This window comes from Brevibacillus sp. 7WMA2 (assembly GCF_010748895.1).
Taxonomy (GTDB): Bacteria; Bacillota; Bacilli; order Brevibacillales; family Brevibacillaceae; genus Brevibacillus_B; species Brevibacillus_B halotolerans.
Window position 1 is genome coordinate 3,143,420 of sequence record NZ_CP048799.1, and the last position, 24,071, is coordinate 3,167,490.

A 24,071-nucleotide genomic window follows, 5' to 3' on the forward strand; every position below is an offset into this window, starting at 1 on the left:
CCCTTTCTTCTTTCTGTTACTTATTCCACGTTTTTTCACTGGATATTACACGCATCATGCGTCAAAATGATAAAGGAGGTTTCGTATGCTCGGAGATTTGAATATTTTACGAATGATCGTCTGGACTGCCTCAGGCGCTCTCTTGCTATGCCTCTTGATGTGGATCGACACTCTATTCACCAAGTATAAGGACATGGAAGAGATTAAGCGAGGAAATGTAGCCGTCTCCACTCGCTTTATTATGAAACTGCTTGCTCAAGGCTATATATTATCGCAATCATTATCTTTATCTAACGATTTAATTCAGGGACTACTCGTTTCAGTCGTATCTTTCGTGTTATTATTTGTTCTCGAAAAAATCGTTCAATTTAGCGTATACCAGATAGCAGGTCTTGACTTGAATAAAGGAACACAGGAAGGAAAAGTAGCCCATGCGCTCTTTTCTGGCTCTCTTCATGTTACCGGCGCCTTTATTATTACCGCTTGCCTGCTGTAGGAGGAAATGCATATGAGTTTTTTTCAACGTGTTAAAAATATCCTAAAAAAGCCTGAGCCTCCCCTTGTTGAAAAAAGTATCCTGACTGTAGGATCAGGCGATATTGTGGAAGTCTCGTTCGTTACCTACCAAGTTGTAGGGCGCACTCGTAATCCGAAACGAAACGCAATTATGCTAACCTTACAGGATGGTAACACCCTGCGTTATTTAAAAATTGAAGAACGCGAGAAAACCAGCTATGAATTGTATACCCCAATTGACGGTCGACTTGACTCTCCTGATGAGGTTCCTACTATTATCGAGTTAGATGACATTGAGTATCATTTGGAAGAGCAATACGATGGAAGAATGACGGCACAAGGGAAAACCCCATTTTCTTCGGATGGTGAACAATATGTCTGGGAATTCCAATCCGATAACCGCAAGCTATTGCGCATTGAATGGCAAGACGGACGCTTTATGTTGTATGAAGGAGAATTTATCATCCCCGCTGATGTAAAAGTACTCCGGGGAGTGTAGGAGGGAGGCCTCATGTGGCAAGCATTGTCAAAATTCTTAAAGACAACCCTCGTCCTCTCTCTGGTCGCCGGACTCTTAACTGGTTGCGCCGATCAGTCGGTTGGATCATCTTATCCACTAGAGAAGATTACGAAAAACGGGGCCGAATCATCGCGCATTTATCGCGCGACAGACAAAACGGTTCCTGAGGTTGCCAAGGAGCTGGCTGAAAAGCGACAGCCCAAGGAAATTTCCAAGGAAGATCTAGACCACATGTTTCTTATCTATTCCGATGAATGGTATCATCTGCAAAAGGATGAAGCTAATCCGAGCGATACCATCATTGAAGTAGATAGTAAGGAATTCGTTCAAAAAAATTATAATATGTCTTTCCTAGAAGGTTACTTCTTTGCCTCTGTTTTAGGTGATCTGTTTGATTCGATGAAATCCAAGGGTCAAGGTAACTATCGTGGCTATTCTAGTCGAGATATCTATAAATCAGGGACCGATTACCAAACCCCCACAAAAGAGGACAAAAAGACATTTGCTCCTATTACTACAGAAGGCAAGGGCTCTATTCTGCGCCGTTCCTCTGATAATAGTGGAAAATCGTCTTCCTCTGACGGTAGTATTTTTAAGAAATCTGATGCTGACACAACGAAATCTAAGGGTAAAATCATCCGAGATTCTCAAAGCGACAGCGGAGGCAGTTCATGGTTTGGCAGCTCTTCGTCCTCCAAAAAGGACTCCTCCATGTTTGACCGCCCACGCACCAATTCTCCACCAAAGGTTAAAAAGGGATTTGGCAGCATTAAGCGGCGTCGATGATTTGTCATCGCGGACAATAGATAGCTATAGCTTAAAAGGACCCAAAGAGACATCCTCTCCTGGGTCCTTTTGTTATTCATCTGGTAATCCTCTGTAACGTGCCGTGCGCAATTCTTTTTTGTAAGCCGCTAGTTCATCTGCTGGAAGCCCCTCATCAATCGCTACTTGAATAGCGATTTCTACATCATACGGAACACGTACAATTGACATTGAGAAACTACTTGGTTGTCGCTTATGTAGTTCGCCCTCCAATATCATATAAGAAGGCTGTGTCATATCCAATGGATTTCCAACACTTCCCGTATTACATAACGATTTTGCTTTTAATCCTTGAATAAATGCATGATGCACATCTCCGTAGATGACTACATCAGGTGTATGTTCTCCTTTTCCCGTTGCTTCCGTGTTATCAAACATAGCCAGACGCTCCTCCAACGGGGCAGTGAAGCGAACACGATGGAAGACACTATCTGCAGAAGCGTGAAACAATCGAATCAATCTGCCACTCATCCAAAAATCATATGAAAAAGGCAGGGTATTCAGATAACGAATTCGCTCTTCTCCTAAGCGTTGTTGTTGCCAGACAAACGCCTCATCCTCTGTAGGATTTCCGATGAAGTCATCCCAGTTACCACGCACTGTAACGGAACACTTTTCTCTTATCATGTCGACCGCTTTTTCTGGTTCAGGTCCTTTTCCAGCCAAATCTCCTAAGCAATAAATCTCTTTAATTCCGCGCTTCTCTATGTCGTTTAGCACAGCTTCCAATGCTGGTATGTTTCCATGAATATCAGAGATTACGGCTATCCTTTCCACGTATTCTCCTCCCTCTCTCACTCAAGTAACAGCTTCTTGATTCCATTCTCTCGTGTAGTAAAAAAATAAAGAGAAGCCTCTTGCTCATGTATGAATTCCCCTACACAAGGCAAGAAGGCCTTCTCTCTGATTGTGGAGCTCGCTTGTTAGTACAAAGCACTTACTCGCATTTTTCAGCTTTTCCCTCGTAATCACGCGTACGGAATGAAGCACCACATCCACAAGAAGCAACGGCATTCGGATTCTCCATCGTAAATCCGCCGCCCATCATGGATTCCTTATAATCAATTACGAGTCCTTCAATATATTTATAGCTCTCGGCATCAACCGCTACTTTAAAACCCTCATACGTAAAAATCTGATCGCTCTCGCTCGTTGATTCATCCGTTCCCATGCCATACGAGAAGCCGCTGCATCCACCTTCTCTTACGCCAACGCGCAAAAGGATATTGGGATTATTCTCCGCTTCCAGCAATTCACGAATTTTAGCACTTGCTTGAGGTGTGAAGTTGATCATGCTATTCCCTCCTCGATCAACAATTATAAAATCCTGTTTTTTTATTATAAAACAGCTTCCCTTAAGTATACAAAGAATTATATAGTGCAACAAGGTAACGATGCACTTCTCTAAGTAAGAATTTTCGAAAACAAAGTGAAATAAAAAGACAACGCCTGTAAGACGCCGTCCATAAAGTGTATAGTGCAAACCTCAAGCGAAATGGGTTCGATTCTCAAATATATGAAGGTGGAAAGGCTTATCATTGCAGAAGGTTACTTCTTTTTCCATTTGTAAAAGCTGATTGTGTAACAAATCAATTTCCCGGCTACAACGTAATACCTCTGGGTGATGTAACCCATACCGGGTCCCAATTTCTACCATCTGTTGGCGAAGGAGTTCCATTTTCTCGAGTAATTGTTCCCGCATTTTCTCTCCCCCCTCATGTAGCTATATCTCATATTTTACTTTAGAATAAAACCCTCTGCAAACAAAAGTCACTATTTGTTCTGTATATTTTGTACAATTTTGTGTGTTGTTGTCAAGTTTTTAACTTGTCACAGTAAAAACTTAGAAGGTTGTTGCATTTATCAAAGAAGCTTATAATAGAGATACTTTAATTGATGGAACGATCATTGGATTGTGTATTATATAACTATTCAGGAGTTGAAAATATGTCCTTGCTTACAATAGCTTCGCAAGATAAAACGCTGGCATCGATTGCTGAAAAAGTCTTACATCGCGAGCGTCTAACCATAGAAGATGGGCTAGCCCTTTATGAATCAGACGATGTGTTTAGTATTGCTCAACTAGCTAATTTAGTGAACGAGCGTATAAATGGAAATAGAGTTTACTTTGTTCAAAATATGTATATTAATCCGACCAATGTATGTGAAGCTAAATGCCGCTTTTGTGGTTTCCGCCGCGATCAGGATCAAGAGGGCGCTTACACGATGAGTTCAGAAGAATTGCTTCACTATGTAGGGACTCGTTTTAACGATGGCATTCGTGAGTTCCACATCGTTGGCGGTCATAACAATCATGTTCCTTTTGACTACTATGTCGACACCCTTCGCACCTTAAAGAAGGCTTATCCAGATGTAGCACTCAAAGCTTACACCGGAGCAGAAATCGAATTTTTTAGCCGTATAGCTGGCATCAGCATGGAAGAAGTGCTAAAAGAATTGATGAATGCAGGTCTTGAGAGTTTGACAGGTGGCGGTGCCGAAATTTTAACGGAACGATACCGTCTTAAAATGAGTCCTGAAAAAGCAAGCACAGACGATTGGTTGCTTGCACACCGTACAGCTCACGGACTGGGTATGCTGACCCCATGTACAATGCTATACGGCTCCATCGAAACGAAAGAAGAGCGTTTAATTCATATGTCGCGTATCCGTGAATTACAGGACGAGACAAATGGATTCCAGGTCTTCATTCCTTTAGCTGTCCAGCCAATGAAAGCTACAGCAGGTATTAGACGCCGTACTTCTGCGATGGACGACATCAAAACGATTGCGATTAGCCGCCTCATGGTCGATAATGTAGATCATATTAAAGCCTACTTTATTAATATCGGTACACAATTAACCCAGCTAGCTTTACGTGCTGGTGCATCAGACGCCCACGGTACCCTAGTAGAAGAACGTATCAGTCATGCTGCTGGTGCTTTATCTGACCAAGGGATCACCAAGGAAGACCTGATCTGGTTAATAAAAGGTGCAGGTAAAATTGCTGTAGAACGCGACACGCACTATAACGTGATTAAAGAGTACTAATAACAAAGAACGCTTGATTGAAGATGACCACTGAAGTGGACTTTTCAACAAGCGTTCTTCTTTTTAATGAACATTCCTCGGCCGATTATTGCCATTCCTGAACAAATTCCTGTATTTTTTCTTTAATTAATGTCAAAAGCGAATCCGTCGTTTCCGCTGTGATGAAATCTCCATTAACTAGCGCAAATGGTTGCATGTAGCATTCGCCACAGTGTCCTAAACAGCCATATTCCACTACATCCACATCCAAGTCAGGATCATTTTCTAGTGCATCCATGACTGTTTTGGTATAAGAAATGACATTGCTTGAACAAAATTCCACTAAAGCTTTCATGGGCCCCTCCTATTCAAAAATTATTGCAGTTATGTGAATATTGGAACTCGACCTAAACAGACGGTAGAGTTATAATGATTGGGGACGACTTCAAATTATATCATTTTCCTTATGCGTTTAAAAGTTTCTGTTGCACTTCCATTGTTTAAAATGGAACCGTTTTAAATATGGCATAGAAAGGATAAGACTTCCTATGAGACGACTAGTTATCTTAGGTGGTGGCTATGGGGGCCTACGCATCATCGAACACATACTTACCCCAGACTTGCCGGCAGATGTTTCGGTGACGCTAGTAGATCGTATGCCTTTTCACGGTTTAAAAACCGAATACTACGCGTTAGCAGCCGGAACAGAACCAGAAAGTAAAGTGCGAGTGCCCTTTCCAAGCGACCCACGCTTACAGATTAAACACGGAGAAGTTATTGACATCAACCTAACTGAGCGCTTGATCCATTTTGAAAATGAAGAAGAATTAGAATACGATTGGCTCATTCTTGGATTGGGCTGTGAGGATCGTTATCATAATATTCCGGGAGCCGATCTATACACACACTCTATTCAAACATTGGGCTCTACTCGTCGCGCTTATGCAGCGATCAATAATATTAACCCCTATGGTTCAGTTACTGTTGTCGGCGGTGGTTTGAGCGGTGTAGAAATAGCTGCTGAATTACGTGAGAGCCGTCCAGATCTGACCATTCGTTTATTGGATCGTGGGCCAAGCATTTTAAGCCCTTTTCCGAAAAAATTGCAGGATTATGCTTCTGAATGGTTTATTAAAAATGACGTTGAACTCATTAATATGGCTAATGTAACCTGTGTTGAGGATGGTGTGGTTTATAACAACAATCAACCTATAGAAAGCAATGTCATCGTCTGGACAGCAGGTATTCAAGCCAACCGCATTGTACGTAATCTGCCTATTGAGCATGATAATAGCGGACGAGCAATCCTCAATCCTTATCACCAGATACCTGATTATACCAATGTGTACGTCGTAGGTGACAGTGCCAGCTTACCGTATGCCCCAAGCGCCCAGCTTGCTGAGATGCAAGGAGAACAAATCGCCATGGTATTAAAAAGTGAGATGAAGGGCGAGGGTTATCCTAGCGCAATGCCTGCTATTAAGCTTAAAGGGACACTAGGCTCTCTTGGCAAAAAAGAAGGTTTTGGCGTAATGGGCAAAATGTCGCTTGTAGGTCAAATGCCGCGTGTAATGAAAAGCGGTGTCCTTTGGATGTATAAAAACCATTTAGGTTAACTTAATTGAATGAATTTTGATACAACGACCGTTCTGACTTTTTAAAGGAGCGGTTGTTTGTTTCTCTGCTCAGCTATAACTCCATATTATAATATCAAAATATTTATACTATTACATTATATTAAATCGGCAAATTGCATCTTGAGGAAGTGAAAAAAGAAAACCCGGATTATATACCGGGTTTTTTGTCTATTATGATGCCTTGTTATTTGCTTACATTCTCCAATAAATTAGCAAATTCATTTGTATGAAGCGGAGGACTAAAATAAAACCCCTGCATCTCATAGCATTGCTTTTCCGTTAAGAAGCTCTTCTGTTCTTCTGTCTCTACTCCTTCCGCAATTACATTCAGCTTTAAACTCCTAGCTAAGGCAATGATATAGGAAACAATCTCTGCATCATCAGGATCAACTGTAATGTCACGAATAAAGGAACGATCTATTTTAAGAGTATCCACGGGAAATTTCTTCAGATAGCTAAGGGAGGAATACCCCGTCCCAAAATCATCAATAGATAAATGAATGCCTAATTCCTTGAGCTCATGCAAGGTAGTAATGGCTGTCTCTACCTTATGCATAGTGACACCCTCTGTAATCTCCACCTCTAAATATTCCGGAGCAAGATTGGTTTCTTGCAAAACTTTGGCAATGGTTGCAACGAGGTTACGCTGTTGAAACTCAACAGGAGAAATATTAACAGCTACGCGTACTGGCTTTAATCCAGCTTGCTGCCATTTTTTATTCTGAATACATGCTGCTTTGAGAACATATTCATCCAACGTGACGATGAATCCCATCTCTTCGGCTAATGGAATAAAATCACCTGGTGAGATCAATCCTAGCTTAGGATGCTGCCATCGCACTAATGCCTCCATCCCAATTAACTCTCCTGAGCTTAAATCAAAACGGGGCTGGTATTGTAAAAAAAGCTCATTACGATCGATTGCATAACGTAAATCCTGCATGAGAGTCAGCTTCTGAAAAGCACTTTGCGTCATAGCAGGCGTATATAATTGATAAATATTTCCGCCCTTTTCTTTTGATCGGTATAAAGCCGCCTTGGCATTTTTCACTAATTCTAGCTGTGTGGTTCCGTCATTTGGGTACAAGCTAATGCCAATGCTGCAAGTCATTGTTAAACTTTGACCCTCCATCTCAAAAGGGAGCGCAATCTTATCTAGTAGCTCTTGTGAGAGTTGAGCGACATCCTGAAGGCTAGATATTTCCGGGAAAATGAATTGGAACTCGTCTCCTACCAAGCGGCAAAGGGTATCCCCCTCACGCATATGATCAGCCAAACGTGCGGCGACTAATTGCAGTAGACGATCTCCTGCCGCATGCCCCAATGTATCATTAAATACCTTAAAGCAATCCAAATCTAAAATGACCACAGCTAGCATACTCTCCGTGCGCTTTGCCTGAGAAATAGCTAGGAGTAGACGATCATCAAACAATACCCGATTTGGCAACCCTGTCAGCGAGTCGTAAAAAAGCTTTTGGCTCATCATCTCTTCGTGTTTTTTCCGATCTGTTAAATCCTTGAATATCCAAATTCTCCCGTAATCATGCTGTTGAGATGAATCAATCGGTCCTGAGTAGACCTCGTAGACTCGTCCATCATAAAAGCTTATCTCCACTGTGTCAGGTTGTAGCCTGTTCACCTGAGCAAGATCAAAAAGGGCTGTTGCCTGATGATTATTCTTAATTTGCGACAACATGTACATGAGCCAATGATTGGCATTATTTTGTTGCTCCACATGTTCAGGTATCTTCCACATTTCCCTACATTTTCGATTGTAATGTACAATTTGATCCCATTCATTAACAATCAGCATACCGTCCATCATCGATTCGTGTGTCGCTCGCAAAATAGCATTATTTTTAATGAGCTGCTCTTCTGCCAATTTGCGTTCTAGCTCAGCAGTGGCTCTGGACGTAAATAAATGTAACATGGAATCAATTAATCCTGGATTGGTGATTGGCTTGCGGCTCATAACAGCAAGAATCCCCATTGGACTGCCATTAGAATCATATAAAAGCTGTCCCATTAGGGCTTCCGCTTTAAAGAAACGAAGCGATTGATCGAGCGGATATATCTGCTGTACACCTTCTACCACACAGATTTCCCCAGATTTGATCACCTCTTCAGTAGGAGAATGAGCAATATCGTACTCGATGTTCTCTAAATAAGCTTGGTTATCACTTATGGATATCGTAACTGCACGACCTGGTTTACCCTTATGTAATGCTGCAATAAATGCGTAATCCACTTCCAAAACATCTATCAATGAGCGACTTAGATAGTGAAAAAACTCTTCCCCCATCTTATTTGTAATCCCCTGAGTCACTACGTGTAGCATTTCTTCAACTTGCTTTTGCTCAGTCACATCGGTTAAAAAACCAACAATTTCTGTTATTTTTCGATTATTTGTATCACAATTCTGAATGATTACGGGTTTTAGATGTCCATAATACAGCCTGTTATCAAGTAAAATTTGAAAATCTACTGTTTCTTGCAAAAAGGCACGCTCTACATGACTTTTTATTATTTTTACCATGTTCGGTAGCATTACATCTTCAAGGGACCCCTCTTTTATGCCCACTCCAAAACGCTTAGTAAGTGCTCCCTCAAATAATGTAACGGTAATTTGGTTATCTTCTCGTTTTTCAAAGGAAAACAGGACGTGAGGCAGAATCGATAAACTAGTTTTACATTTTTGTGCATACAGTTTCTTTTTCTGCTCCACACGCTTTGACTGCGTAATATCTAACACTGTACCGACAATCTCGGTTACTTTATCGCCTTCCAAAAGGGGGGAGATTTGCGTAATATAAAAGCGTTCATTCTGCTCAAATTCAAACCACACACAGCATCCAGAGAATGCTTCTTCAAATTTTTGCTGAACAAAGGGAGCTATATCAGGACGGAAGATTTCAATAACAGTTTTCCCCTCTACATCCTTTGTTGTAACTCCTAAATCCTCTGCAACCTTACCTTCCGAAAAGGTGAGAACAAAAGAGCCATCCTCTTGTCGTTTACCTGCAAAAATTTGAGTTTGTAGTGTTTCAAAGATTCTTCTATGCTGCTGTGTTAGTTCCAGTAGCTTATTTTCCATTTGAGCTATACTTCTTTGTAAATTAGCAATTTGACTCTCCTGCTCTCCAATGGTGTGAAGACGCTCGTAGTTCCTCAATTGTTGCGGGGAATCATAATCTCTGTCAGACATGAGCTACCTCCTACCCTTACACCTTTTCCTATGAATGTGGATGTTATTCTATCCACTCAAATACTCCTCATTACCATTCAAACTATCTGTTTGATCTAGAGTAGACTTGCTTTATACATGCTGAAGGCTAGTAAAGATCGCATCAATAGCACTTTGATATTCGACTTTTTTCATATTAATTCCTGCCTTGTGTCCCAAAAAAACGGGTTTTTCTTCCTATATATTTATAAGGAAATGATATATTCTTTATTACGTATATATTTCATTATAATGTTCTTTTTCGAAATATTTTACCCTTATGCCCACTTATCTAGCAAAGGCAAGATTTTTGTTATCTCTGTCATCTTTACAACGTAAACAAAGCTACAGATGCCATCTACTGTTCTCACAATAAGTAGACTCCTGTAGCTAAATGACTCTTGAGCAGTTAACCGTTCATTTTGCATTCTGGCTTCTTCGTTCGTTTTGCTTCCGGTAACCTAATTTTTTACTTATCATTTCTCAGATTTTTTTCCTTGTCAGCAAGCCACATGGCATAGGCTAAGGGATTACGAACTGCCTTTTTATACAGCTTAGCTTTTCCCATTCCTAAAAAGATATCGCGGCCCGGTTTTGGATTCACCTCTATTAGCCAAATTTGCCCTGCCGTATCTATCCCGATATCCAAACCAAATTCTAACATTCGACCATACTTTTCCTCTAATTTCTGGACTGTGTAATAAGCTAACTCATGACATTCCTGTAAGATTTTTTTACCTTTATCTTCACCAAATCTGTTGTTCATGAAGCTGGTAAAGTCAGTGCCCTTACCACCGTTATGCAGATTAGAGGTAGCACTGTTTAATAATCCAACCCTTACTCCTAAACCCGTAACACTCCACTGTCCCTGTTGATTTTTCTGAATTAATAAGCGCGTATCACTTGGCCTGTTGGGCAGTAATTCTAAATCTAGACCTTGTTGAACCATAAAATGACCGTTACGAATTCGTTCCTGATCCACCCAAAGATTGACCCGCTCGACCAAAGCATCTCTAGATGTTACCTGCCATGTTTTACGTTGCAAATTCCGATTCCTGCCAACTAGTAAAAAACCACCGTTTCCTTTAGAAATTTTAAGAACACTGCGGCCACCTGTACCGTTACCCGGTTTTACATAAACAATCGCAAAATTCTCTACATATTCCTGTAAGGCCTCTTTTGAATACATTTCGGTTTGCGGCATCCATTTTCTCATGGTTTTGTCTGTCCATAGATATTTTGTTATATTCCATTTGTTAGAGAAAATGCTATTTGCATATAAAAAATGCTGCTTACGGCGAAAGGATAAGTATCCGGGTTGCCTAGTCCGGCAACGATCTATGACTGCGTCTGGCCATCTAAACCACTTACTTCTCCAGCCACCATGTTTATCCGGTACATATCCCCTGACTCGTTGTTTTTTGACCAATACATCACGATGGGAAAATAGAAATACTGATGCTCCTAGCTTTTTCCCCTGATGGATCAAATTCCGAAAGTATTTGGGTTCCTTAAACGTCGTTCCTTCTCTGCTTGTTAAAATTCCAATCAGTTTTTTATTAGCCATTCTCATCCACCTTTTTTATCCTTGCTATCTCCAGATTATGAATAGGCCGACACTGAAGTGAATTGAAACATAACACGATTTTGTCTACTAACAAAAGCTCCGTGAATAGAAAAAAACCTACCTTGTTCCCAAAAGTAGACGGGAAAGGTAGGTTTACTGTTGCTCATTCATTGATCAATTCTTTACCGGGTGGGAAAGATGTAAATCTCCGTATAAGTGTCAAAATACTGTAGGTCAAATGTTGCCGTTTCTGTTTTCCAATGAGCAGAGTACGAGGAAGGAGCGCCTATTTCTTTACGTTGTTCTCCCTCGCCAAGGAGACTTGATATCTGTTTAATTAGATCATGCACCTTTGTACTTTTCTCATAGGTTAAGGTAATTTGCATTACTTTGTTATTATTGATAATATATTGAGCTCTCGCTGGCTCTTTCCATTGAAACCACGTTTCCTTGTATTCAATAGCCGATAGGAATTTTCCATCCGCATTATAACCATAATCCTTTTTCCCTTCACCTTTTTCTGCAAATAATTGCTGTATTGTCATTCCAATTACTTTACTAGGATCAATTGGCATTATATCTTTTTCCCATTGTTTTTCGATTCCTTCTTGTTTCAAAATAGGTGAGGGATTGCTTATGGATTGCGGTTTATCAGGCTGCTCTGGCTTTGCAGGTTCATTTGGCATTTGGTTCGACATCTCTAAAGTTGTATTCTCTGCACCAGCATTTGATAGCAACGCGGGATTGGTTAACTCCCGATCACTACATCCGGCGACAAGCAAAAGGCCGAGGGTTAAAAGCCCTATCCATTTATGGTTTTTCATTCATCATCTTCTCTTTCTGTTATGATTGCATCTTCATCATAACGTTTTCCCTGTAAGGAAGTCTTTACAAAAAGGTTACACCTTATTTTTTCCATTTCCTAAACGTTTTCGATCGGTTGAACGCCTGCTTTTTCTAAAGCTTCATACACCTGTTTTAGCTTTGGATTTCCTTCTCCGACAATTTCCCCGGAAATTACGACAAGTGGATACCACAAATCTTCCTCTTCAATTCTTTTTGCCCATAATTTATCCACTTCTGTCGTTGGGTGTAAGAAATCACAGTAGCGTACGACAAATTGATCCTGTACAAACTTTCTTCCAGCAGCCGCTTCTAGCCATACTGCTGTTTCTTTAGCTGAAGGTAGATTCACACAGCTTGCGCATAATTGCTCCGTTCCATATACCAGGATTTCTACGTTCATTTGAACCCCTCCGCTTCCCTGTTTGTCTTCATTATATTGTTTTTGGTTTACAGCCGTCTATGTCGATTGAACATTCAAATCTTTCTCAAAAAATAACATTTCTAGGTTAATACAAGCATGTACGACAGAGTGTATTATTTACATACTTATATTTTTGCAGCATCTCTTAGAGTTTACTCGAACAAATACGATACCATGCATCTAGCCAAAGTAAGCGTGCTGTATATGCGAAAAAGCCAACCCAACATTTTTCGCTGTTTGGGTTGGCTTCTTGATTTTATCACTAACAACTATATTTTTTTATGATAAAGCTTGTTCCAGATCTTCCATTAAATCTTCTACATCCTCAATACCTACAGAGATACGAAGCAATCCATCTGTTATCCCTAGCTCTGCACGTCGTTCGGCAGGAATCGAGGCATGCGTCATACGAGCAGGTAATCCGATTAAGCTTTCAACTGCTCCTAAGGATTCAGCAAGAGTGAAGTACTTTAATTTAGATAATACTTCTTCTGCACGTTTATCGCTGCCTACATCAAATGAAATCATGCCGCCAAAGCCTCGTGCTTGTTTTTTCATTTGCTCATGGCCTGGGTGAGATGCAAGGCCTGGATAAAGCACACGGCTGATCGAAGCTTGTTCTTGGAGCCACTTCGCTAATTGATTTGCGTTCTTCTCATGCTCCTCCATGCGAAGTCCCAGAGTCTTAGCTCCACGTAGCAACAACCATGAATCCTGAGGACCTAAAATCGCCCCAATGGCATTTTGCTGGAAGTGCAATTGTTCACCAAGCTCGGCTTCCTTCGTAACAACAATACCAGCTACTACATCACTATGCCCACCTAAATATTTTGTTGCGCTATGGAAGACAATATCGGCACCCAAATCCAATGGGTTCTGCCAATAAGGAGTCATAAAGGTATTGTCTACTACAAGTAAAACTCCTTTAGATTTTGCAATAGCGGCTACCGCTCTTACGTCTGTTACGTTTAACAAAGGATTGGTAGGTGTTTCCATAATAATCATTCGAGTATTAGGACGTAATGCCTTTTCGACAGCAGCGAGGTCAGTCGTATCGACGTAGGTAGCCTCCAAGCCCAATTTTGAGAAAACGCGAGTAATTACGCGATAAGTACCACCGTAAACATCATCTCCTACAACAAGATGATCCCCTTGACTGCATAGGGACAGAATAGTAGATAGAGCTGCCATTCCCGAACCAAACGCTAATCCGCGTGCTCCACCTTCTATATCAGCCATGTAGGTTTCTAGTGCGTGGCGTGTCGGATTACCTGTACGAGAATATTCATAGCCTTTATGAACGCCAATTCCTTCTTGTTTATAGGTACTCACCTGATAAATCGGTGTAGATACTGCTCCTGTATGAATATCTCCCTCAATACCACCGTGAATTAATCGAGTTTTCATTCTCATGTCATAGACCCCCCTGATAGATTTGTTTCGATAAATATCGCTCACTACTATCTGCAAATAGTACAACAATATTCGTTCCTGGAACAGATTTTTCTGCTTCCTGCAAAGCCGCATGTAAAGCTGCACCCGCTGAGCTACCAGCCAAAATACCTTCTTTACGCGCTAATTCTTTTACAAGAGAGAAAGCTTCCTCGTCCAAAACGGTATATATGGCATCAAAATAAGAAGTATCCATAAAATCTGGGATAAACTCCATCCCAATTCCCTCTGTTTTATGTGGACCAGATTCTCCACCGTTTAAGATAGATCCCTCTGGTTCAACTATAACAGTTCTGATCGATGCACGCTGTTCTTTTAAATAACGTGCCACTCCCATAAAGGTACCACCAGATCCTGCACCAGCCACAAAGGTATGCACTTGGCCATCCATTTGATCCCAAATCTCAGGACCTGTTGTTTTATAGTGAGCCTCTGGGTTTGCTGGGTTGGCAAATTGCTGCGGCACAAATGCTCCTGGAATGGACTCAGCTAATTCCTTTGCCTTAGCTATTGCTCCCTTGATTCCTAATTCCGTTGGTGTATTTATCACTTCCGCCCCCAAGGCGCGCATAAGCTCTTGCTTTTCCATTGAAAATTTTTCAGGTACACAAAAGATTACACGATAAGAGGTATTAACTGCGGCCAGCGCTACACCAACCCCTGTGTTCCCTGCTGTTGGTTCAATAATAGTCCCGCCAGGCTGCAAGAGACCGCGTTCTTCTGCATCTCGTATTAATTCTACTCCGAGACGATCTTTTACACTACCCCCTGGATTATAGGACTCCAATTTAGCAAACAGACGAACTCCTTCTGGTAAAGCAAATTGCGTCAGTTCAACAATAGGTGTATTTCCGATTAATTCCTTTATGTTGCGATAAACCTTCACGTAGATCTTCCTCCGATCCAATGTTTATATGCAGGAATATATAAGTACAAGTAGGAACGCCATTAGTATACCATGCTTTCAACAAACTTTTTGCATTTATCTTAATATTGTCCGCTCAGGAAGGACTTTCTCATGAACCAGCAACACTTGTGCATTTCTCCCCTATTTTTGATAAAGGAATGATAATAAGTATAGAAACTCATGGATTTTCGTAAGTAGGGGGATTATAATAGAATGGAGTTGAAAAGGAGTGATTATCCATGAAAGAACAAGTACAAGAAGTACTAGAAAAGCTTCGTCCGTACCTTCAACGCGATGGCGGTGACGTTGAGCTTGTTGACGTTGAAGATGGCATCGTTAAACTACGTTTGATGGGTGCTTGCGGTAGCTGCCCTTCTTCTACCATCACCCTAAAAGCCGGTATTGAACGCGCATTAGTTGAAGAAGTACCTGGTGTTGTAGAAGTTCAACAAGTATTTTAAGCTTATTATACGATTGAAAGCATTCATGTGCCTATGCCTTGAATGCTTTTTTTGTGTAAAAACCGATGCACCATATAGGAAAAGTCCGATTTTACTTATTCGGACTTTTCCCCACAAAGCGATCAAAAAACTGAATTACTCGACGAGAATATAATGCTCTATCTCTTGTATAACACCGCACATGATCGGCTTCTGGAACTAGCCATAATTCTGCTTCGGGGTGCATGGCTGCTTCATATAATTTTTCGCTTTCCTTATAAGGAATCGTCTTATCCTCTCTGCCATGAATAAGAAGCAACGGTCTAGAGCCGTATCGTTTGACTGCCTCTATAGGCTTCACCTGCTTTGGGCTTGCCCCCACCAAGATCGGTATGACAGTTAGGATAATCGATGTAAACGGAAAGGAAGGGAGTCTTGTCCACACTGGCAAATTGTTAGAAAGATAATCAGATAGCAAAGCAAAGGGACAATCTGCAACCACCGCATTCACGCGTTTATCTTCTCCTGCAACCAGCAGAGCGGTAGCCGCCCCCATAGAAAAACCAATCAAACCAATAGAATGATCTGGAGCGTAGTTTGTAGCAAAATCAATTGCTCCTAACAAATCCTTCTGCTCTTCTAATCCAATTGTAGTCAAATTCCCTTCTGATTCCCCAGCATTTCGAAAATCAAAAAGGAGTGTATCATACCCAGCTTCTACAAAGGATTTAGCAAGCGTTAACGCCGGTAAATGCTGTTCTAAGCGATTTTGGCTATAGCCATGGGCAACAATAATCGTAGCGTTTCTAAGTGGTTGTACAGAATTGTTTTCCTGTTTAGCCTCTGCTGTTCCTTTATCTATTTGATTCAAAAGTGCTTCTCGGTGCTTCGCAGCAGAAAAATACCAGCCCTTCATCTGCAACTGATCACGACTTGGAAATGTAATACAGTCATATGCAGGTAAACCGTAATCCTCAGGATGAACATTAATCGGCTTACGTCTTGGATGCAGTAATTTATGGCCAACATACATGCTAATTACCACTAGCAACACTATCACTAAGAAGACGAAACAGACCAAAGACATCAAAAAGGTTGGGTTCATACAGGAGTAATCGCCTCGCCTTTCGAAAGTACAGCCACTAGATTTTCAGAGACAAGCATCGCCATACGATCTCGCGTTTCATAAGTAGCACTACCGATATGTGGAAGAGCCACCACATTTGGAAGGGATAGGAGGGGATGATTTGTTGGGATCGGCTCCTGTCCGAAAACATCTAAACCAGCCGCCCAAATCGTTCCCTGTTTCAAAGCTTGGTATAGAGCCTCTTCATCTACCGTAGCTCCACGCGAGGCATTAATGAAGACTGCCGTAGACTTCATCATTGCAAATTCCTCTGCACCCATTAGACCTTTCGTTGCCTCCGTTAATGGTGTTAATAGCACGACATAATCAGATTCACACAATAAATCAGGTAATGAGCAATATGTAGCCCCATAGGTCTGTTCTGCCTCTACTCTGCGGCTCCGATTATGGTATAAGATACGCATATCAAAGCCAGTTGCTCTTTTGGCAACAGCTTCACCAATCCGCCCCATCCCTATGATTCCAATCGTTGCACCATGAATGCGCTGGCCCGCCATGAAATAAGGACTCCATGTTTTCCATTCTCCATTCATCAGCACTCTGTTTGCTTCTATAAAACGTCTCCCCGCCGCCATTAACAATCCAAAAGTCAGATCAGCAGTAGCATCCGTTAGCACATCTGGTGTATTCGTTACAACAATACCTTTCTCTTTGCAAGCTTCTAAATCAATATTGTCATATCCAACAGCGAGGGTAGAAATTACTTTTAAATGAGGGGCAGCATCAATGATTTCACGATCGATCCGGTCGGACAGCATAACATATAAGCCGTCCGAGCGTTTCGCTTTTTCTAATAAAATATCACGGGGGACAGGGTATTCCTGATCCCATACCTCAACAGTCGCTATAGTCGCTAAAAGATTCATAGCTTCCTCCGCTACTTTCCGTGTCACATATACAAATGGTTTTGTTGTCATCTTCAGGTAACCTCCATAGCCAATGTATCTCGGGAATTTCAACGCCGAAGTACTGACGAATTGCTTCTGGATATTGCCCAAGCACTTGTTCCATGGTAGCAAGCTCTTCATCAAGCGGGGTTTGCCAATCCTCTCCCACTAATGCGCGCTCCTCATCGCCCATGAGGCTATAAATCTCCACTGTTTTTAAAAAGCGAGAGGGGTACAGCAGCATTGCAAAAATAAAGCAATATTCCTCAGGGTAGAGCTGTGCTATACATTGATAACCCACTAAAAATTCTATTACTTTATCTTCTTGCCATCCATTTTTGCGAACAATCCATTTAATACCTTGCCCAATATCACGCGTACGCATATCCAGTACCCAGCTATATTGTCCCGCGATGTATCTTTTTCCACTTTCATGAAACAAAATATGACCATCTTGAAAATTCTGAAAAGCTATCTTTCCTTGCTTACTTATCGCATTGGTTAATCGTTTATAACCACTACCTTTTAAATAATCAATAGCGGTGGATGAAGATACTTGTATATACGTAAACATTGTAAATAAATAAACCTCAAAGGGGTTGAATGCTTTCGATCTTTCCAAACTATCGAGTAAACTTTCATAGGTTTTACATTTCTTTTCCCACATCTCTGGCCATGTACCTATGGAGCGGTATGGTAAATAGAGCTTATCCCATGAAAGCGTGCGAGTCGCTTGGTGAAACTCCGCCAGTGACCTACCCAGATTAAAATAATGACGCTCCCACGTTGTCTCCCTCATGCCCTCTTGCAGATAGTACAGAACTTCTCCATCTTTCATATGATAATTATCATCATTAGCTTTACAAATGGGTAAGACTTTTAGATCACAATTTTTATGGATCACATCCATTGCCTTCTCAACTAAAAAGCCCTTTGCCCGGTACGATGCGGGACAAGTGTGGATGTAGTGTAATCCTCGATCCGTATACAGCAGCTTGCGTCCATTCTCCTCTTTCCACTCTACATCTACAAAAGAGTACTCCTCACAAAACCTGCCCAATAGTTCTTCCATTACCTAGACCTCCTGCCCTGAATCTGTTGAAATAGCTTATGACATTTCATGGGCATAGGTGAGTGCATAGCCTACCTAAAAAAGACAAATGCTATCTGTATCTAGGCTAGAAAGAGGCGATTATTTGTTGAATCAACAGCAGCATATTTGGAGTGAACAAGTTTACTCTAAAGCAATTGAACTTTTGCATGAGCGAGGGGTACGCCTTGAAGATATTGGAGAAATCGTAATGTTTCTTCAAGAAAAATATATTCCCAATCTACAAATGGAACAATGTATAGAAAGCGTAAATGCCGTCCTACAAAAGCGTGAGGTACAAAATGCACTCTTAACAGGCATTCAGTTAGACATACTATCTGAACAGAATAAGCTACTATCCCCTTTGCAAGAGATGCTTGCGACTGATGAATCTCTCTTTGGAGTAGACGAGGTTCTGGCGCTCGCAATTGTCAATATTTACGGAAGTATTGGATTTACCAATTATGGGTATGCCGACAAGCTAAAATACGGTGTGCTAGAAAAATTAAACGATAAAAAGTACGGTGTACATACCTTTTTAGACGACCTGGTAGGCGCAATTGCAGCCGCAGCATCCAGCCGATTGGCCCACCGGCGGCGGCGTCAGGAAGAAGAAGAGCTTAAAGCTAAGAGCGTATCTTATCCATCCAAGTAAGCAGACTGTGTTCTACATACGTAGGTGGTTCATCATGTTTATCTGCATCCTCCAGCGTGGAATATCCTGAGAGCACAAGCAGGGTGTCAATGCCGCTATTGATGCCCGCTTGAATATCTGTGTGTAGGTTATCCCCCACAATGATGGTCTCCTCTGGTTTGGTTCCCAGCTTTTCTAATGCGTACGTAATAATAATGGATTCTGGTTTTCCAATAATAGTAGGACGCTCGGCTGATGCAGTCGCTACAGCAGCTACTAATGCTCCATTTCCAGGCATGAGACCGTGTTCTGTTGGTAGAGCAGGATCTGCATTGGTAGCAATAAAGGTGGCTCCATTTCGAATGGCACGCATAGCTGTTGTTAATTTTTCATAGGTAATGTCTCGATCAATACCGATGATGACATAGGAGGGATTTTCTTCTGTAAATGAAAATCCTGCCTCCTCCATGGCTGTCTGTAGCCCCTCTTCCCCTAAAGCAAAATACGTTTTGGGCCGTTCTTTTTGTTCTGCTAAATATTTTGCTGTAGCCATGCTAGTTGTATAAACCTGATCGGGCGTGGTAGGTAAGCCCATGTTGCTTAGACGTTCTGCCACCTTTTCAGGCGTGGTTGATGAATTGTTTGTAACATATAGATAGGGAGTATTTGTTTCCTGAAGATATGTTATAAAAGTGACAGCTTCAGGTATAACACGGTTCCCATGATAGATGGTACCATCTAAATCAAGCAGATATCCTTTATATGTTTTCATGTAGTCTCTCCCTTCACCTAGCCTTACTCTATTGTACTTGCTTGATTTGAGCCTGACAAATGACATCCTCTTGTACAAAACAAAAAACCACCCGCAGATGAGTGGTTTGTTAGCTCTTTATTCAGCCTTTTGTTTAATTTTGTACAGGCATTTGTCTCCACCTTTGGCCATACAGGAGGCCTGTTCTACCTCTGTACCTAATACGCGTTTAAATAATGACAATTCACAACTACATGCCTGATTAAACTGGCGAGCTACCTGAGAGATTGGACAGTTAAACTCTTTAATAAAATAGTCCCCTGTCTCCTCGTCTCTACCCCATTCCACCATGTAGCCCTTCTGATTTTGTATATCCGCTAATGCAGCTACCTTTTCTTCCAATTCGCCTTGAATATAGGGACGATACGTTTCTTCGAGTCGATCTTCTCGTCTACGAAACAAGGTTGCTACCTTGTCCGCTCCGTCTATATCAACTAAATCTTGAAGGAAGTCTAGCGTAAGATCATGATAGTTACGCGGAAATAATTCATCCGCTTGCTGTGATAAGGAGTATACATTAGTCGGACGACCCATCGCTTGACGTACCAGCGAGGACTTGATCAGATTGTCACGCTCCAACGTGTTCAAATGGCGACGTACTGCCATCTCCGTGATGCCCAAATCCAATGCAATATCGCTAACTGAAAGGGAACCTTTAACTTTTAACATATGCAGAATTTGATCACGTGTGGAAGTCTGTTCCTTTGACATAACAATCACCGTCCTTTCTCTCCTATTCTACAGGAAGGAATAACATTAGTAAACTAATGAAAGGTTTTTGTTTAAAAAATCCACTTTTGTTACTAGCCTATTTGCCTTGTTTATTCCTAAAATAATTCCTTTTGAATGTATGTCCGAACAGAGGGTGCAAATGTTGTTAATATTGGTAGAGCTTCTCTAACTAATGCACTCATATCCAAGACAGAAATCTCTGAATAGGTAACAAGTGGTTTGCGAAATTCCATAACCCGATGTAGAACTGTAGCCTGCTCGTCTGTCAGAACAGTTTCGTCACGAAGGATTTCTACAATATCGGTATAGCTACCAGGGTCACGCATGATAAATCCATCTATAAGAGCGTTTCCTACATCAGCAATTCCTTCTATACATATATGCAAAGCGCGTTCGATTGCTAATTGTTTGATTTGGTCACAAGCCAGTTCTTCATCAGAATAAGTAATATTTTGAGATAAAAGCGTTAGCATGCGTTCCATATAAGTAAGAACCTGCTCGACTTTTGCTGTATTTACATCGTACATGTTGTCTTCCCCCGCTTAATCATCTATTTTTTGCGTTTTTTAGAAGCAAGCCTTGCCCAAAGTACAGTTCCAAAAAACGTGAATACAACCATCAGCAATACAAGTAAGCTCATCCCAAGGTCTTCCGTCAACAAACTCACCTCATTTCCTTGTCCCATTATAACAAAAATACTGAATGAAATAACTTATCTAACAGCTCAGAGGTGATTTCCGTACATTATCTTCCCTATCCAAACATTTCTTTCGCTTTTCATCAGGAGAACACCTGTTGTTTTTCAGATGATATGATAAAATGAAGTCGATAAAGCACGTTTTAGAGAAAACGATAACAACGATTGTTACAGGAGGATCAGATGGAAAGAGAATTAGCGTTAGAGGTTGTTCGTGTTACAGAGGCAGCAGCGCTCTCTTCTGCACGCTGGATGGGGCGTGGCAAAAAAAATGAAGCTGACGACGCTGCGACATCAGCAATGCGCGCCGTATTTGACACAATTTCCATTCGCGGTACGGTTGTCATCGGTGAAGGAGAGCTTGATGAAGCACCGATGCTGTATATTGGAGAAAAACTAGGTAATCAATCAGAGGATTCTCCAGAGGTTGACGTTGCCGTAGATCCTTTGGAAGGAACAACGATTCTTGCGAAGGGCCACAATAACGCCATGGCAGTTCTTGCAATTGGAGATCGTGGCACTATGCTGCATGCACCAGATATGTACATGCAAAAATTAGTAGTAGGACCTGCCGCAGCCGGTTTAATCAATCTAGATGATCCAATCGAAAAAATGATAGAAACAGTTGCAAAAGCAAATCAAAAACGCATAGAAGACGTCACTGTGATTGTTCAGGAACGGGAGCGCCATCAGGATATCATTAACGCGATTCTAGAAGCTGGGGCTCGTGTCAAGCTATTTGGGGATGGTGACGTAGGTGCTGCTATTGCTGCTTCTATGCCAGAAGAATCGGGAATTGATTTGTTTGTAGGCATTGGCGGTGCTCCTGAGGGCGTCATTAGTGCTGCTGCTATCAAATGCTTAGGCGGAGATATGCAGGCACGATTAAAGCCACAAAACGATGAAGAACGCGAACGCTGCCGCCAAATGGGACTCGATGACCCTGAGCAGCTCTTGACAATTAATGATTTGGTTTCTGGTGATGATGCCATTTTTGCCGCAACTGGAGTTTCAGACGGTGAACTATTGCAAGGGGTTAAGTTTCTAAGCAATAATATAGCTAAGACTCATTCCCTAGTCATGAGAGCAAAAACGAGAACGATTCGTTTCGTAGAGGCTAGACACAGTCTAGATCATAAACCAAACTTAGTATGGAAGTAGGGTAATATAAATGTCCCACGAGCCTTTCTATCTGTATGATGAAACGGAAGAAACAACTACTCGATTTGTCAGTTTTATGGGCGATTCCACACGTTTTGATCTGGCAATTATCAAAACAAGTCGTTTTTATGGCAAAAAGCTGGTTGTCAATATTCAGAACGGTCGTAGTGCGATTATCGGCCCAGATGATTTAGAAGAAGAAGGATACCTAGAGTATGCCTATCAAATCACTGAGGCAGAAGCGGAAGAATTAAAAGAGTTTTTAGTTCGAGTCATTGGGTAATAACACTGAGTCCTCTGCAATGCCAGAGGGCTTTTTTCTTTGCCTTTAGTGCCCATTTTACATATGGACATACGCCAAATGCCTATTTTCCTCGTATACTGCTCCCATAAATAGAAAATAGAAAATGTGAGGAGTGTATCGTTGATTATGGAAAGTCAATTCGAAAGCCAACCAATCCAAGGTCATTGTCCCCAACAGCCTGAGCCCAGAGATCAGATTCAACATTCAGAGTACAATGTAGGAAATACTTGCAACTATGCAGGTAGTTATCCTCATTATTATTCCCCAGCCAACACACCCTATATGATTCCTGAGTATTCGCCTTATCAATACGTTCCTGTACAAAGACACGATTGGCATCACGCTAGTTCACATCATCATCATAGACATCACCACCACCCGCATTATTTCAGCCCATATCCACCCTTTTATCCGTCCTTTTACCAACCCCTTTATTCACCGTTTACCTACAGTAATGTCGATGGACCAGTGTATGGAGAAGAAGGATTTGGATATGAGTCCGTATAACTAACCAAAAAAACACCTGCTGAGAATCCTTTTATCTCATCAGGTGTTTTTTGTATCGTTATTTTTCCGTTTGAATGACTTTTTTAGTAGGTGGAGCCGCTGGTTTGACCCGTGGTCCTTTTGGAGCTTGATTGTTAGCACGCTTCTCTTTGCTTATTTGTTCGGTTCGATTGGCTTTCGAATTCCCTCGATCCTTCCCATCTTTCCCCTCTTTATTCGGACGCTCCCGATCTTGTCGAGGAAAACGAGACGGCTTATCATTCTTGTCCGATCGACGTTTAAAGGGACGTTCATAATTTCGAGGTCGGGTAGGAGTTTGGGTCGCTTGAGAAGATGATTCTTTATCTAGGCTTTCCAGATCAATCAGGGTTTGGTCTGTTTCGTCTTCTAGCTCAGATTCATTCAAACGTTTGGTGCGCTTTAGAACAAAATAAGCACAGCCGAAATTGCAATATTCCTGAAGATACTCATCTAAGGCAGCAATTTTCTGCTCAAAAGGCACTTTACGATTTGTATTTTCAAAGAATCCGCGTAAACGAAGCTGGCCATAGCCCCAGTCACCTACGATGTAATCGTATTTATCCAATACATCGCTGTAGCGTTCTTTGCAGACCTCTAGATTCCAGCCATCACGATTTTCTTCCAATAATTCATACACACCTGCTTGCAAGCGAATCAAGAGTACTTCCTCCTCTTCTAAAACCTCAAACATGACCA

27 protein-coding genes are annotated in these 24,071 nt (G+C 41.5%); 10 read left to right on the forward strand and 17 right to left on the reverse strand.

Going from position 1 to position 24,071, the window contains the following annotated elements:
- Positions 1–85: 85 nt before the first annotated feature.
- Genes GOP56_RS13035 through GOP56_RS13045 form a run of 3 tightly spaced genes read left to right on the forward strand, consistent with a single transcriptional unit; the run spans position 86 to position 1,822 of the window.
- Entirely contained in the window at positions 86–496 is a 411-nt protein-coding gene (locus GOP56_RS13035; protein WP_022585707.1) for a DUF350 domain-containing protein, read from the forward strand.
- A 12-nt stretch (positions 497–508) separates the two neighbouring features.
- A complete protein-coding gene (locus GOP56_RS13040; RefSeq protein ID WP_003340842.1) occupies positions 509–1,015 on the forward strand; it encodes a DUF4178 domain-containing protein in 507 nt (168 codons plus the stop codon).
- Between the two features lie 12 nt (positions 1,016–1,027).
- On the forward strand, positions 1,028–1,822 hold the full coding sequence (locus GOP56_RS13045) for a DUF4247 domain-containing protein (protein ID WP_096888038.1): 795 nt from the start codon (positions 1,028–1,030) through the stop codon (positions 1,820–1,822).
- A gap of 72 nt (positions 1,823–1,894) precedes the next feature.
- On the opposite strand, the gene GOP56_RS13050 is transcribed toward GOP56_RS13045, so the two are convergent.
- The 3 genes from GOP56_RS13050 to GOP56_RS13060 form a co-directional block, all read right to left on the reverse strand.
- Positions 1,895–2,638, reverse strand: a complete 744-nt coding sequence (locus GOP56_RS13050) for a metallophosphoesterase family protein (RefSeq protein ID WP_174250674.1) — start codon at positions 2,636–2,638, stop codon at positions 1,895–1,897.
- 160 nt (positions 2,639–2,798) lie between these two features.
- Entirely contained in the window at positions 2,799–3,155 is a 357-nt protein-coding gene (locus GOP56_RS13055; protein ID WP_003334645.1) for a HesB/IscA family protein, read from the reverse strand.
- Between the two features lie 192 nt (positions 3,156–3,347).
- Positions 3,348–3,563 (reverse strand): aspartyl-phosphate phosphatase Spo0E family protein, encoded by a 216-nt coding sequence (locus GOP56_RS13060; protein ID WP_096888040.1) that lies wholly within the window; start codon positions 3,561–3,563, stop codon positions 3,348–3,350.
- A 245-nt stretch (positions 3,564–3,808) separates the two neighbouring features.
- Between GOP56_RS13060 and mqnE the strand changes: the two genes are divergently transcribed.
- A complete protein-coding gene (gene mqnE, locus GOP56_RS13065; protein ID WP_003334643.1) occupies positions 3,809–4,912 on the forward strand; it encodes an aminofutalosine synthase MqnE in 1,104 nt (367 codons plus the stop codon).
- A gap of 85 nt (positions 4,913–4,997) precedes the next feature.
- On the opposite strand, the gene GOP56_RS13070 is transcribed toward mqnE, so the two are convergent.
- Positions 4,998–5,246, reverse strand: coding sequence for a YuzB family protein (locus tag GOP56_RS13070; protein WP_003334642.1), 249 nt, complete (start codon positions 5,244–5,246; stop codon positions 4,998–5,000).
- Positions 5,247–5,439: 193 nt separating this feature from the next.
- Here GOP56_RS13070 and GOP56_RS13075 point away from each other — a divergent pair, with 193 nt between their 5' ends.
- Positions 5,440–6,507 (forward strand): NAD(P)/FAD-dependent oxidoreductase, encoded by a 1,068-nt coding sequence (locus GOP56_RS13075; RefSeq protein WP_163245796.1) that lies wholly within the window; start codon positions 5,440–5,442, stop codon positions 6,505–6,507.
- A gap of 205 nt (positions 6,508–6,712) precedes the next feature.
- On the opposite strand, the gene GOP56_RS13080 is transcribed toward GOP56_RS13075, so the two are convergent.
- The 6 genes from GOP56_RS13080 to cysK all read right to left on the reverse strand — a co-directional run bounded on the left by GOP56_RS13080 (position 6,713) and on the right by cysK (position 14,923).
- Positions 6,713–9,733, reverse strand: coding sequence for a sensor domain-containing protein (locus GOP56_RS13080; protein WP_163245797.1), 3,021 nt, complete (start codon positions 9,731–9,733; stop codon positions 6,713–6,715).
- 487 nt (positions 9,734–10,220) lie between these two features.
- Entirely contained in the window at positions 10,221–11,318 is a 1,098-nt protein-coding gene (locus tag GOP56_RS13085; RefSeq protein WP_163245798.1) for a YheC/YheD family endospore coat-associated protein, read from the reverse strand.
- Positions 11,319–11,500: 182 nt separating this feature from the next.
- The gene (locus tag GOP56_RS13090; protein ID WP_163245799.1) at positions 11,501–12,142 is read right to left on the reverse strand and encodes a hypothetical protein; all 642 of its coding nucleotides are present in this window, start codon (positions 12,140–12,142) and stop codon (positions 11,501–11,503) included.
- Between the two features lie 98 nt (positions 12,143–12,240).
- Positions 12,241–12,564, reverse strand: coding sequence for a YuzD family protein (locus GOP56_RS13095; RefSeq protein WP_163245800.1), 324 nt, complete (start codon positions 12,562–12,564; stop codon positions 12,241–12,243).
- A 300-nt stretch (positions 12,565–12,864) separates the two neighbouring features.
- On the reverse strand, positions 12,865–13,998 hold the full coding sequence (locus GOP56_RS13100) for a bifunctional cystathionine gamma-lyase/homocysteine desulfhydrase (RefSeq protein ID WP_035318430.1): 1,134 nt from the start codon (positions 13,996–13,998) through the stop codon (positions 12,865–12,867).
- 1 nt (position 13,999) lies between these two features.
- Positions 14,000–14,923 (reverse strand): cysteine synthase A, encoded by a 924-nt coding sequence (gene cysK, locus GOP56_RS13105; RefSeq protein WP_003340857.1) that lies wholly within the window; start codon positions 14,921–14,923, stop codon positions 14,000–14,002.
- 260 nt (positions 14,924–15,183) lie between these two features.
- Here cysK and GOP56_RS13110 point away from each other — a divergent pair, with 260 nt between their 5' ends.
- Positions 15,184–15,405 carry a NifU family protein gene (locus GOP56_RS13110; protein ID WP_003334633.1) on the forward strand — a complete coding sequence of 74 codons (222 nt, stop codon included), beginning with the start codon at positions 15,184–15,186 and terminating at the stop codon, positions 15,403–15,405.
- 91 nt (positions 15,406–15,496) lie between these two features.
- Here the strand turns inward: GOP56_RS13110 and GOP56_RS13115 are convergent, their stop codons facing one another.
- The 3 genes from GOP56_RS13115 to GOP56_RS13125 are packed head-to-tail and all read right to left on the reverse strand — an operon-like array spanning position 15,497 to position 18,490.
- The gene (locus tag GOP56_RS13115; RefSeq protein WP_163245801.1) at positions 15,497–16,489 is read right to left on the reverse strand and encodes an alpha/beta hydrolase; all 993 of its coding nucleotides are present in this window, start codon (positions 16,487–16,489) and stop codon (positions 15,497–15,499) included.
- On the reverse strand, positions 16,486–17,448 hold the full coding sequence (locus GOP56_RS13120) for a 2-hydroxyacid dehydrogenase (protein WP_035318434.1): 963 nt from the start codon (positions 17,446–17,448) through the stop codon (positions 16,486–16,488). The genes GOP56_RS13115 and GOP56_RS13120 overlap by 4 nt, the downstream gene beginning before the upstream one ends.
- Positions 17,366–18,490 (reverse strand): protein kinase family protein, encoded by a 1,125-nt coding sequence (locus GOP56_RS13125; RefSeq protein WP_163245802.1) that lies wholly within the window; start codon positions 18,488–18,490, stop codon positions 17,366–17,368. The genes GOP56_RS13120 and GOP56_RS13125 overlap by 83 nt, the downstream gene beginning before the upstream one ends.
- 124 nt (positions 18,491–18,614) lie before the next feature.
- Between GOP56_RS13125 and GOP56_RS13130 the strand changes: the two genes are divergently transcribed.
- On the forward strand, positions 18,615–19,163 hold the full coding sequence (locus GOP56_RS13130; RefSeq protein WP_022585695.1) for a phosphatidylglycerophosphatase A family protein: 549 nt from the start codon (positions 18,615–18,617) through the stop codon (positions 19,161–19,163).
- Here the strand turns inward: GOP56_RS13130 and GOP56_RS13135 are convergent.
- From GOP56_RS13135 to GOP56_RS13145, 3 genes are all read right to left on the reverse strand, one after another.
- Entirely contained in the window at positions 19,135–19,914 is a 780-nt protein-coding gene (locus tag GOP56_RS13135; RefSeq protein ID WP_163245803.1) for a TIGR01457 family HAD-type hydrolase, read from the reverse strand. The two genes, GOP56_RS13130 and GOP56_RS13135, sit on opposite strands and share 29 nt — an antisense overlap.
- 117 nt (positions 19,915–20,031) lie before the next feature.
- Positions 20,032–20,664 carry a helix-turn-helix transcriptional regulator gene (locus GOP56_RS13140; RefSeq protein ID WP_003340871.1) on the reverse strand — a complete coding sequence of 211 codons (633 nt, stop codon included), beginning with the start codon at positions 20,662–20,664 and terminating at the stop codon, positions 20,032–20,034.
- A gap of 116 nt (positions 20,665–20,780) precedes the next feature.
- A complete protein-coding gene (locus GOP56_RS13145; RefSeq protein WP_003334626.1) occupies positions 20,781–21,212 on the reverse strand; it encodes a DUF86 domain-containing protein in 432 nt (143 codons plus the stop codon).
- A gap of 353 nt (positions 21,213–21,565) precedes the next feature.
- Here GOP56_RS13145 and glpX point away from each other — a divergent pair, with 353 nt between their 5' ends.
- The 3 genes from glpX to GOP56_RS13160 all read left to right on the forward strand — a co-directional run bounded on the left by glpX (position 21,566) and on the right by GOP56_RS13160 (position 23,354).
- Positions 21,566–22,543 (forward strand): class II fructose-bisphosphatase, encoded by a 978-nt coding sequence (gene glpX / locus GOP56_RS13150; protein WP_003334623.1) that lies wholly within the window; start codon positions 21,566–21,568, stop codon positions 22,541–22,543.
- 10 nt (positions 22,544–22,553) lie between these two features.
- On the forward strand, positions 22,554–22,826 hold the full coding sequence (locus tag GOP56_RS13155; RefSeq protein WP_003334622.1) for a DUF3055 domain-containing protein: 273 nt from the start codon (positions 22,554–22,556) through the stop codon (positions 22,824–22,826).
- 147 nt (positions 22,827–22,973) lie between these two features.
- Complete coding sequence (locus GOP56_RS13160; RefSeq protein ID WP_162988296.1) at positions 22,974–23,354, forward strand: hypothetical protein; 381 nt, start codon at positions 22,974–22,976, stop codon at positions 23,352–23,354.
- 58 nt (positions 23,355–23,412) lie between these two features.
- On the opposite strand, the gene GOP56_RS13165 is transcribed toward GOP56_RS13160, so the two are convergent.
- Positions 23,413–24,066: a YutD family protein gene (locus GOP56_RS13165; protein WP_003334621.1), complete on the reverse strand. Its 654-nt coding sequence runs from the start codon at positions 24,064–24,066 to the stop codon at positions 23,413–23,415.
- Positions 24,067–24,071: the final 5 nt, after the last annotated feature.

Bases quoted from the DNA above. Each gene is read 5' to 3' on its own strand.
- GOP56_RS13035 (WP_022585707.1), top strand. From the start codon at position 86: ATGCTCGGAGATTTGAATATTTTACGAATGATCGTCTGGACTGCCTCA.
- GOP56_RS13040 (WP_003340842.1), top strand. From the start codon at position 509: ATGAGTTTTTTTCAACGTGTTAAAAATATCCTAAAAAAGCCTGAGCCT.
- GOP56_RS13045 (WP_096888038.1), top strand. From the start codon at position 1,028: ATGTGGCAAGCATTGTCAAAATTCTTAAAGACAACCCTCGTCCTCTCT.
- GOP56_RS13055 (WP_003334645.1), bottom strand. From the start codon at position 3,155: ATGATCAACTTCACACCTCAAGCAAGTGCTAAAATTCGTGAATTGCTG.
- GOP56_RS13060 (WP_096888040.1), bottom strand. From the start codon at position 3,563: ATGCGGGAACAATTACTCGAGAAAATGGAACTCCTTCGCCAACAGATG.
- mqnE (WP_003334643.1), top strand. From the start codon at position 3,809: ATGTCCTTGCTTACAATAGCTTCGCAAGATAAAACGCTGGCATCGATT.
- GOP56_RS13070 (WP_003334642.1), bottom strand. From the start codon at position 5,246: ATGAAAGCTTTAGTGGAATTTTGTTCAAGCAATGTCATTTCTTATACC.
- GOP56_RS13075 (WP_163245796.1), top strand. From the start codon at position 5,440: ATGAGACGACTAGTTATCTTAGGTGGTGGCTATGGGGGCCTACGCATC.
- GOP56_RS13080 (WP_163245797.1), bottom strand. From the start codon at position 9,733: ATGTCTGACAGAGATTATGATTCCCCGCAACAATTGAGGAACTACGAG.
- GOP56_RS13085 (WP_163245798.1), bottom strand. From the start codon at position 11,318: ATGGCTAATAAAAAACTGATTGGAATTTTAACAAGCAGAGAAGGAACG.
- GOP56_RS13090 (WP_163245799.1), bottom strand. From the start codon at position 12,142: ATGAAAAACCATAAATGGATAGGGCTTTTAACCCTCGGCCTTTTGCTT.
- GOP56_RS13095 (WP_163245800.1), bottom strand. From the start codon at position 12,564: ATGAACGTAGAAATCCTGGTATATGGAACGGAGCAATTATGCGCAAGC.
- GOP56_RS13100 (WP_035318430.1), bottom strand. From the start codon at position 13,998: ATGAGAATGAAAACTCGATTAATTCACGGTGGTATTGAGGGAGATATT.
- GOP56_RS13110 (WP_003334633.1), top strand. From the start codon at position 15,184: ATGAAAGAACAAGTACAAGAAGTACTAGAAAAGCTTCGTCCGTACCTT.
- GOP56_RS13115 (WP_163245801.1), bottom strand. From the start codon at position 16,489: ATGAACCCAACCTTTTTGATGTCTTTGGTCTGTTTCGTCTTCTTAGTG.
- GOP56_RS13120 (WP_035318434.1), bottom strand. From the start codon at position 17,448: ATGACAACAAAACCATTTGTATATGTGACACGGAAAGTAGCGGAGGAA.
- GOP56_RS13125 (WP_163245802.1), bottom strand. From the start codon at position 18,490: ATGGAAGAACTATTGGGCAGGTTTTGTGAGGAGTACTCTTTTGTAGAT.
- GOP56_RS13135 (WP_163245803.1), bottom strand. From the start codon at position 19,914: ATGAAAACATATAAAGGATATCTGCTTGATTTAGATGGTACCATCTAT.
- GOP56_RS13140 (WP_003340871.1), bottom strand. From the start codon at position 20,664: ATGTCAAAGGAACAGACTTCCACACGTGATCAAATTCTGCATATGTTA.
- GOP56_RS13145 (WP_003334626.1), bottom strand. From the start codon at position 21,212: ATGTACGATGTAAATACAGCAAAAGTCGAGCAGGTTCTTACTTATATG.
- glpX (WP_003334623.1), top strand. From the start codon at position 21,566: ATGGAAAGAGAATTAGCGTTAGAGGTTGTTCGTGTTACAGAGGCAGCA.
- GOP56_RS13155 (WP_003334622.1), top strand. From the start codon at position 22,554: ATGTCCCACGAGCCTTTCTATCTGTATGATGAAACGGAAGAAACAACT.
- GOP56_RS13160 (WP_162988296.1), top strand. From the start codon at position 22,974: ATGGAAAGTCAATTCGAAAGCCAACCAATCCAAGGTCATTGTCCCCAA.
- GOP56_RS13165 (WP_003334621.1), bottom strand. From the start codon at position 24,066: ATGTTTGAGGTTTTAGAAGAGGAGGAAGTACTCTTGATTCGCTTGCAA.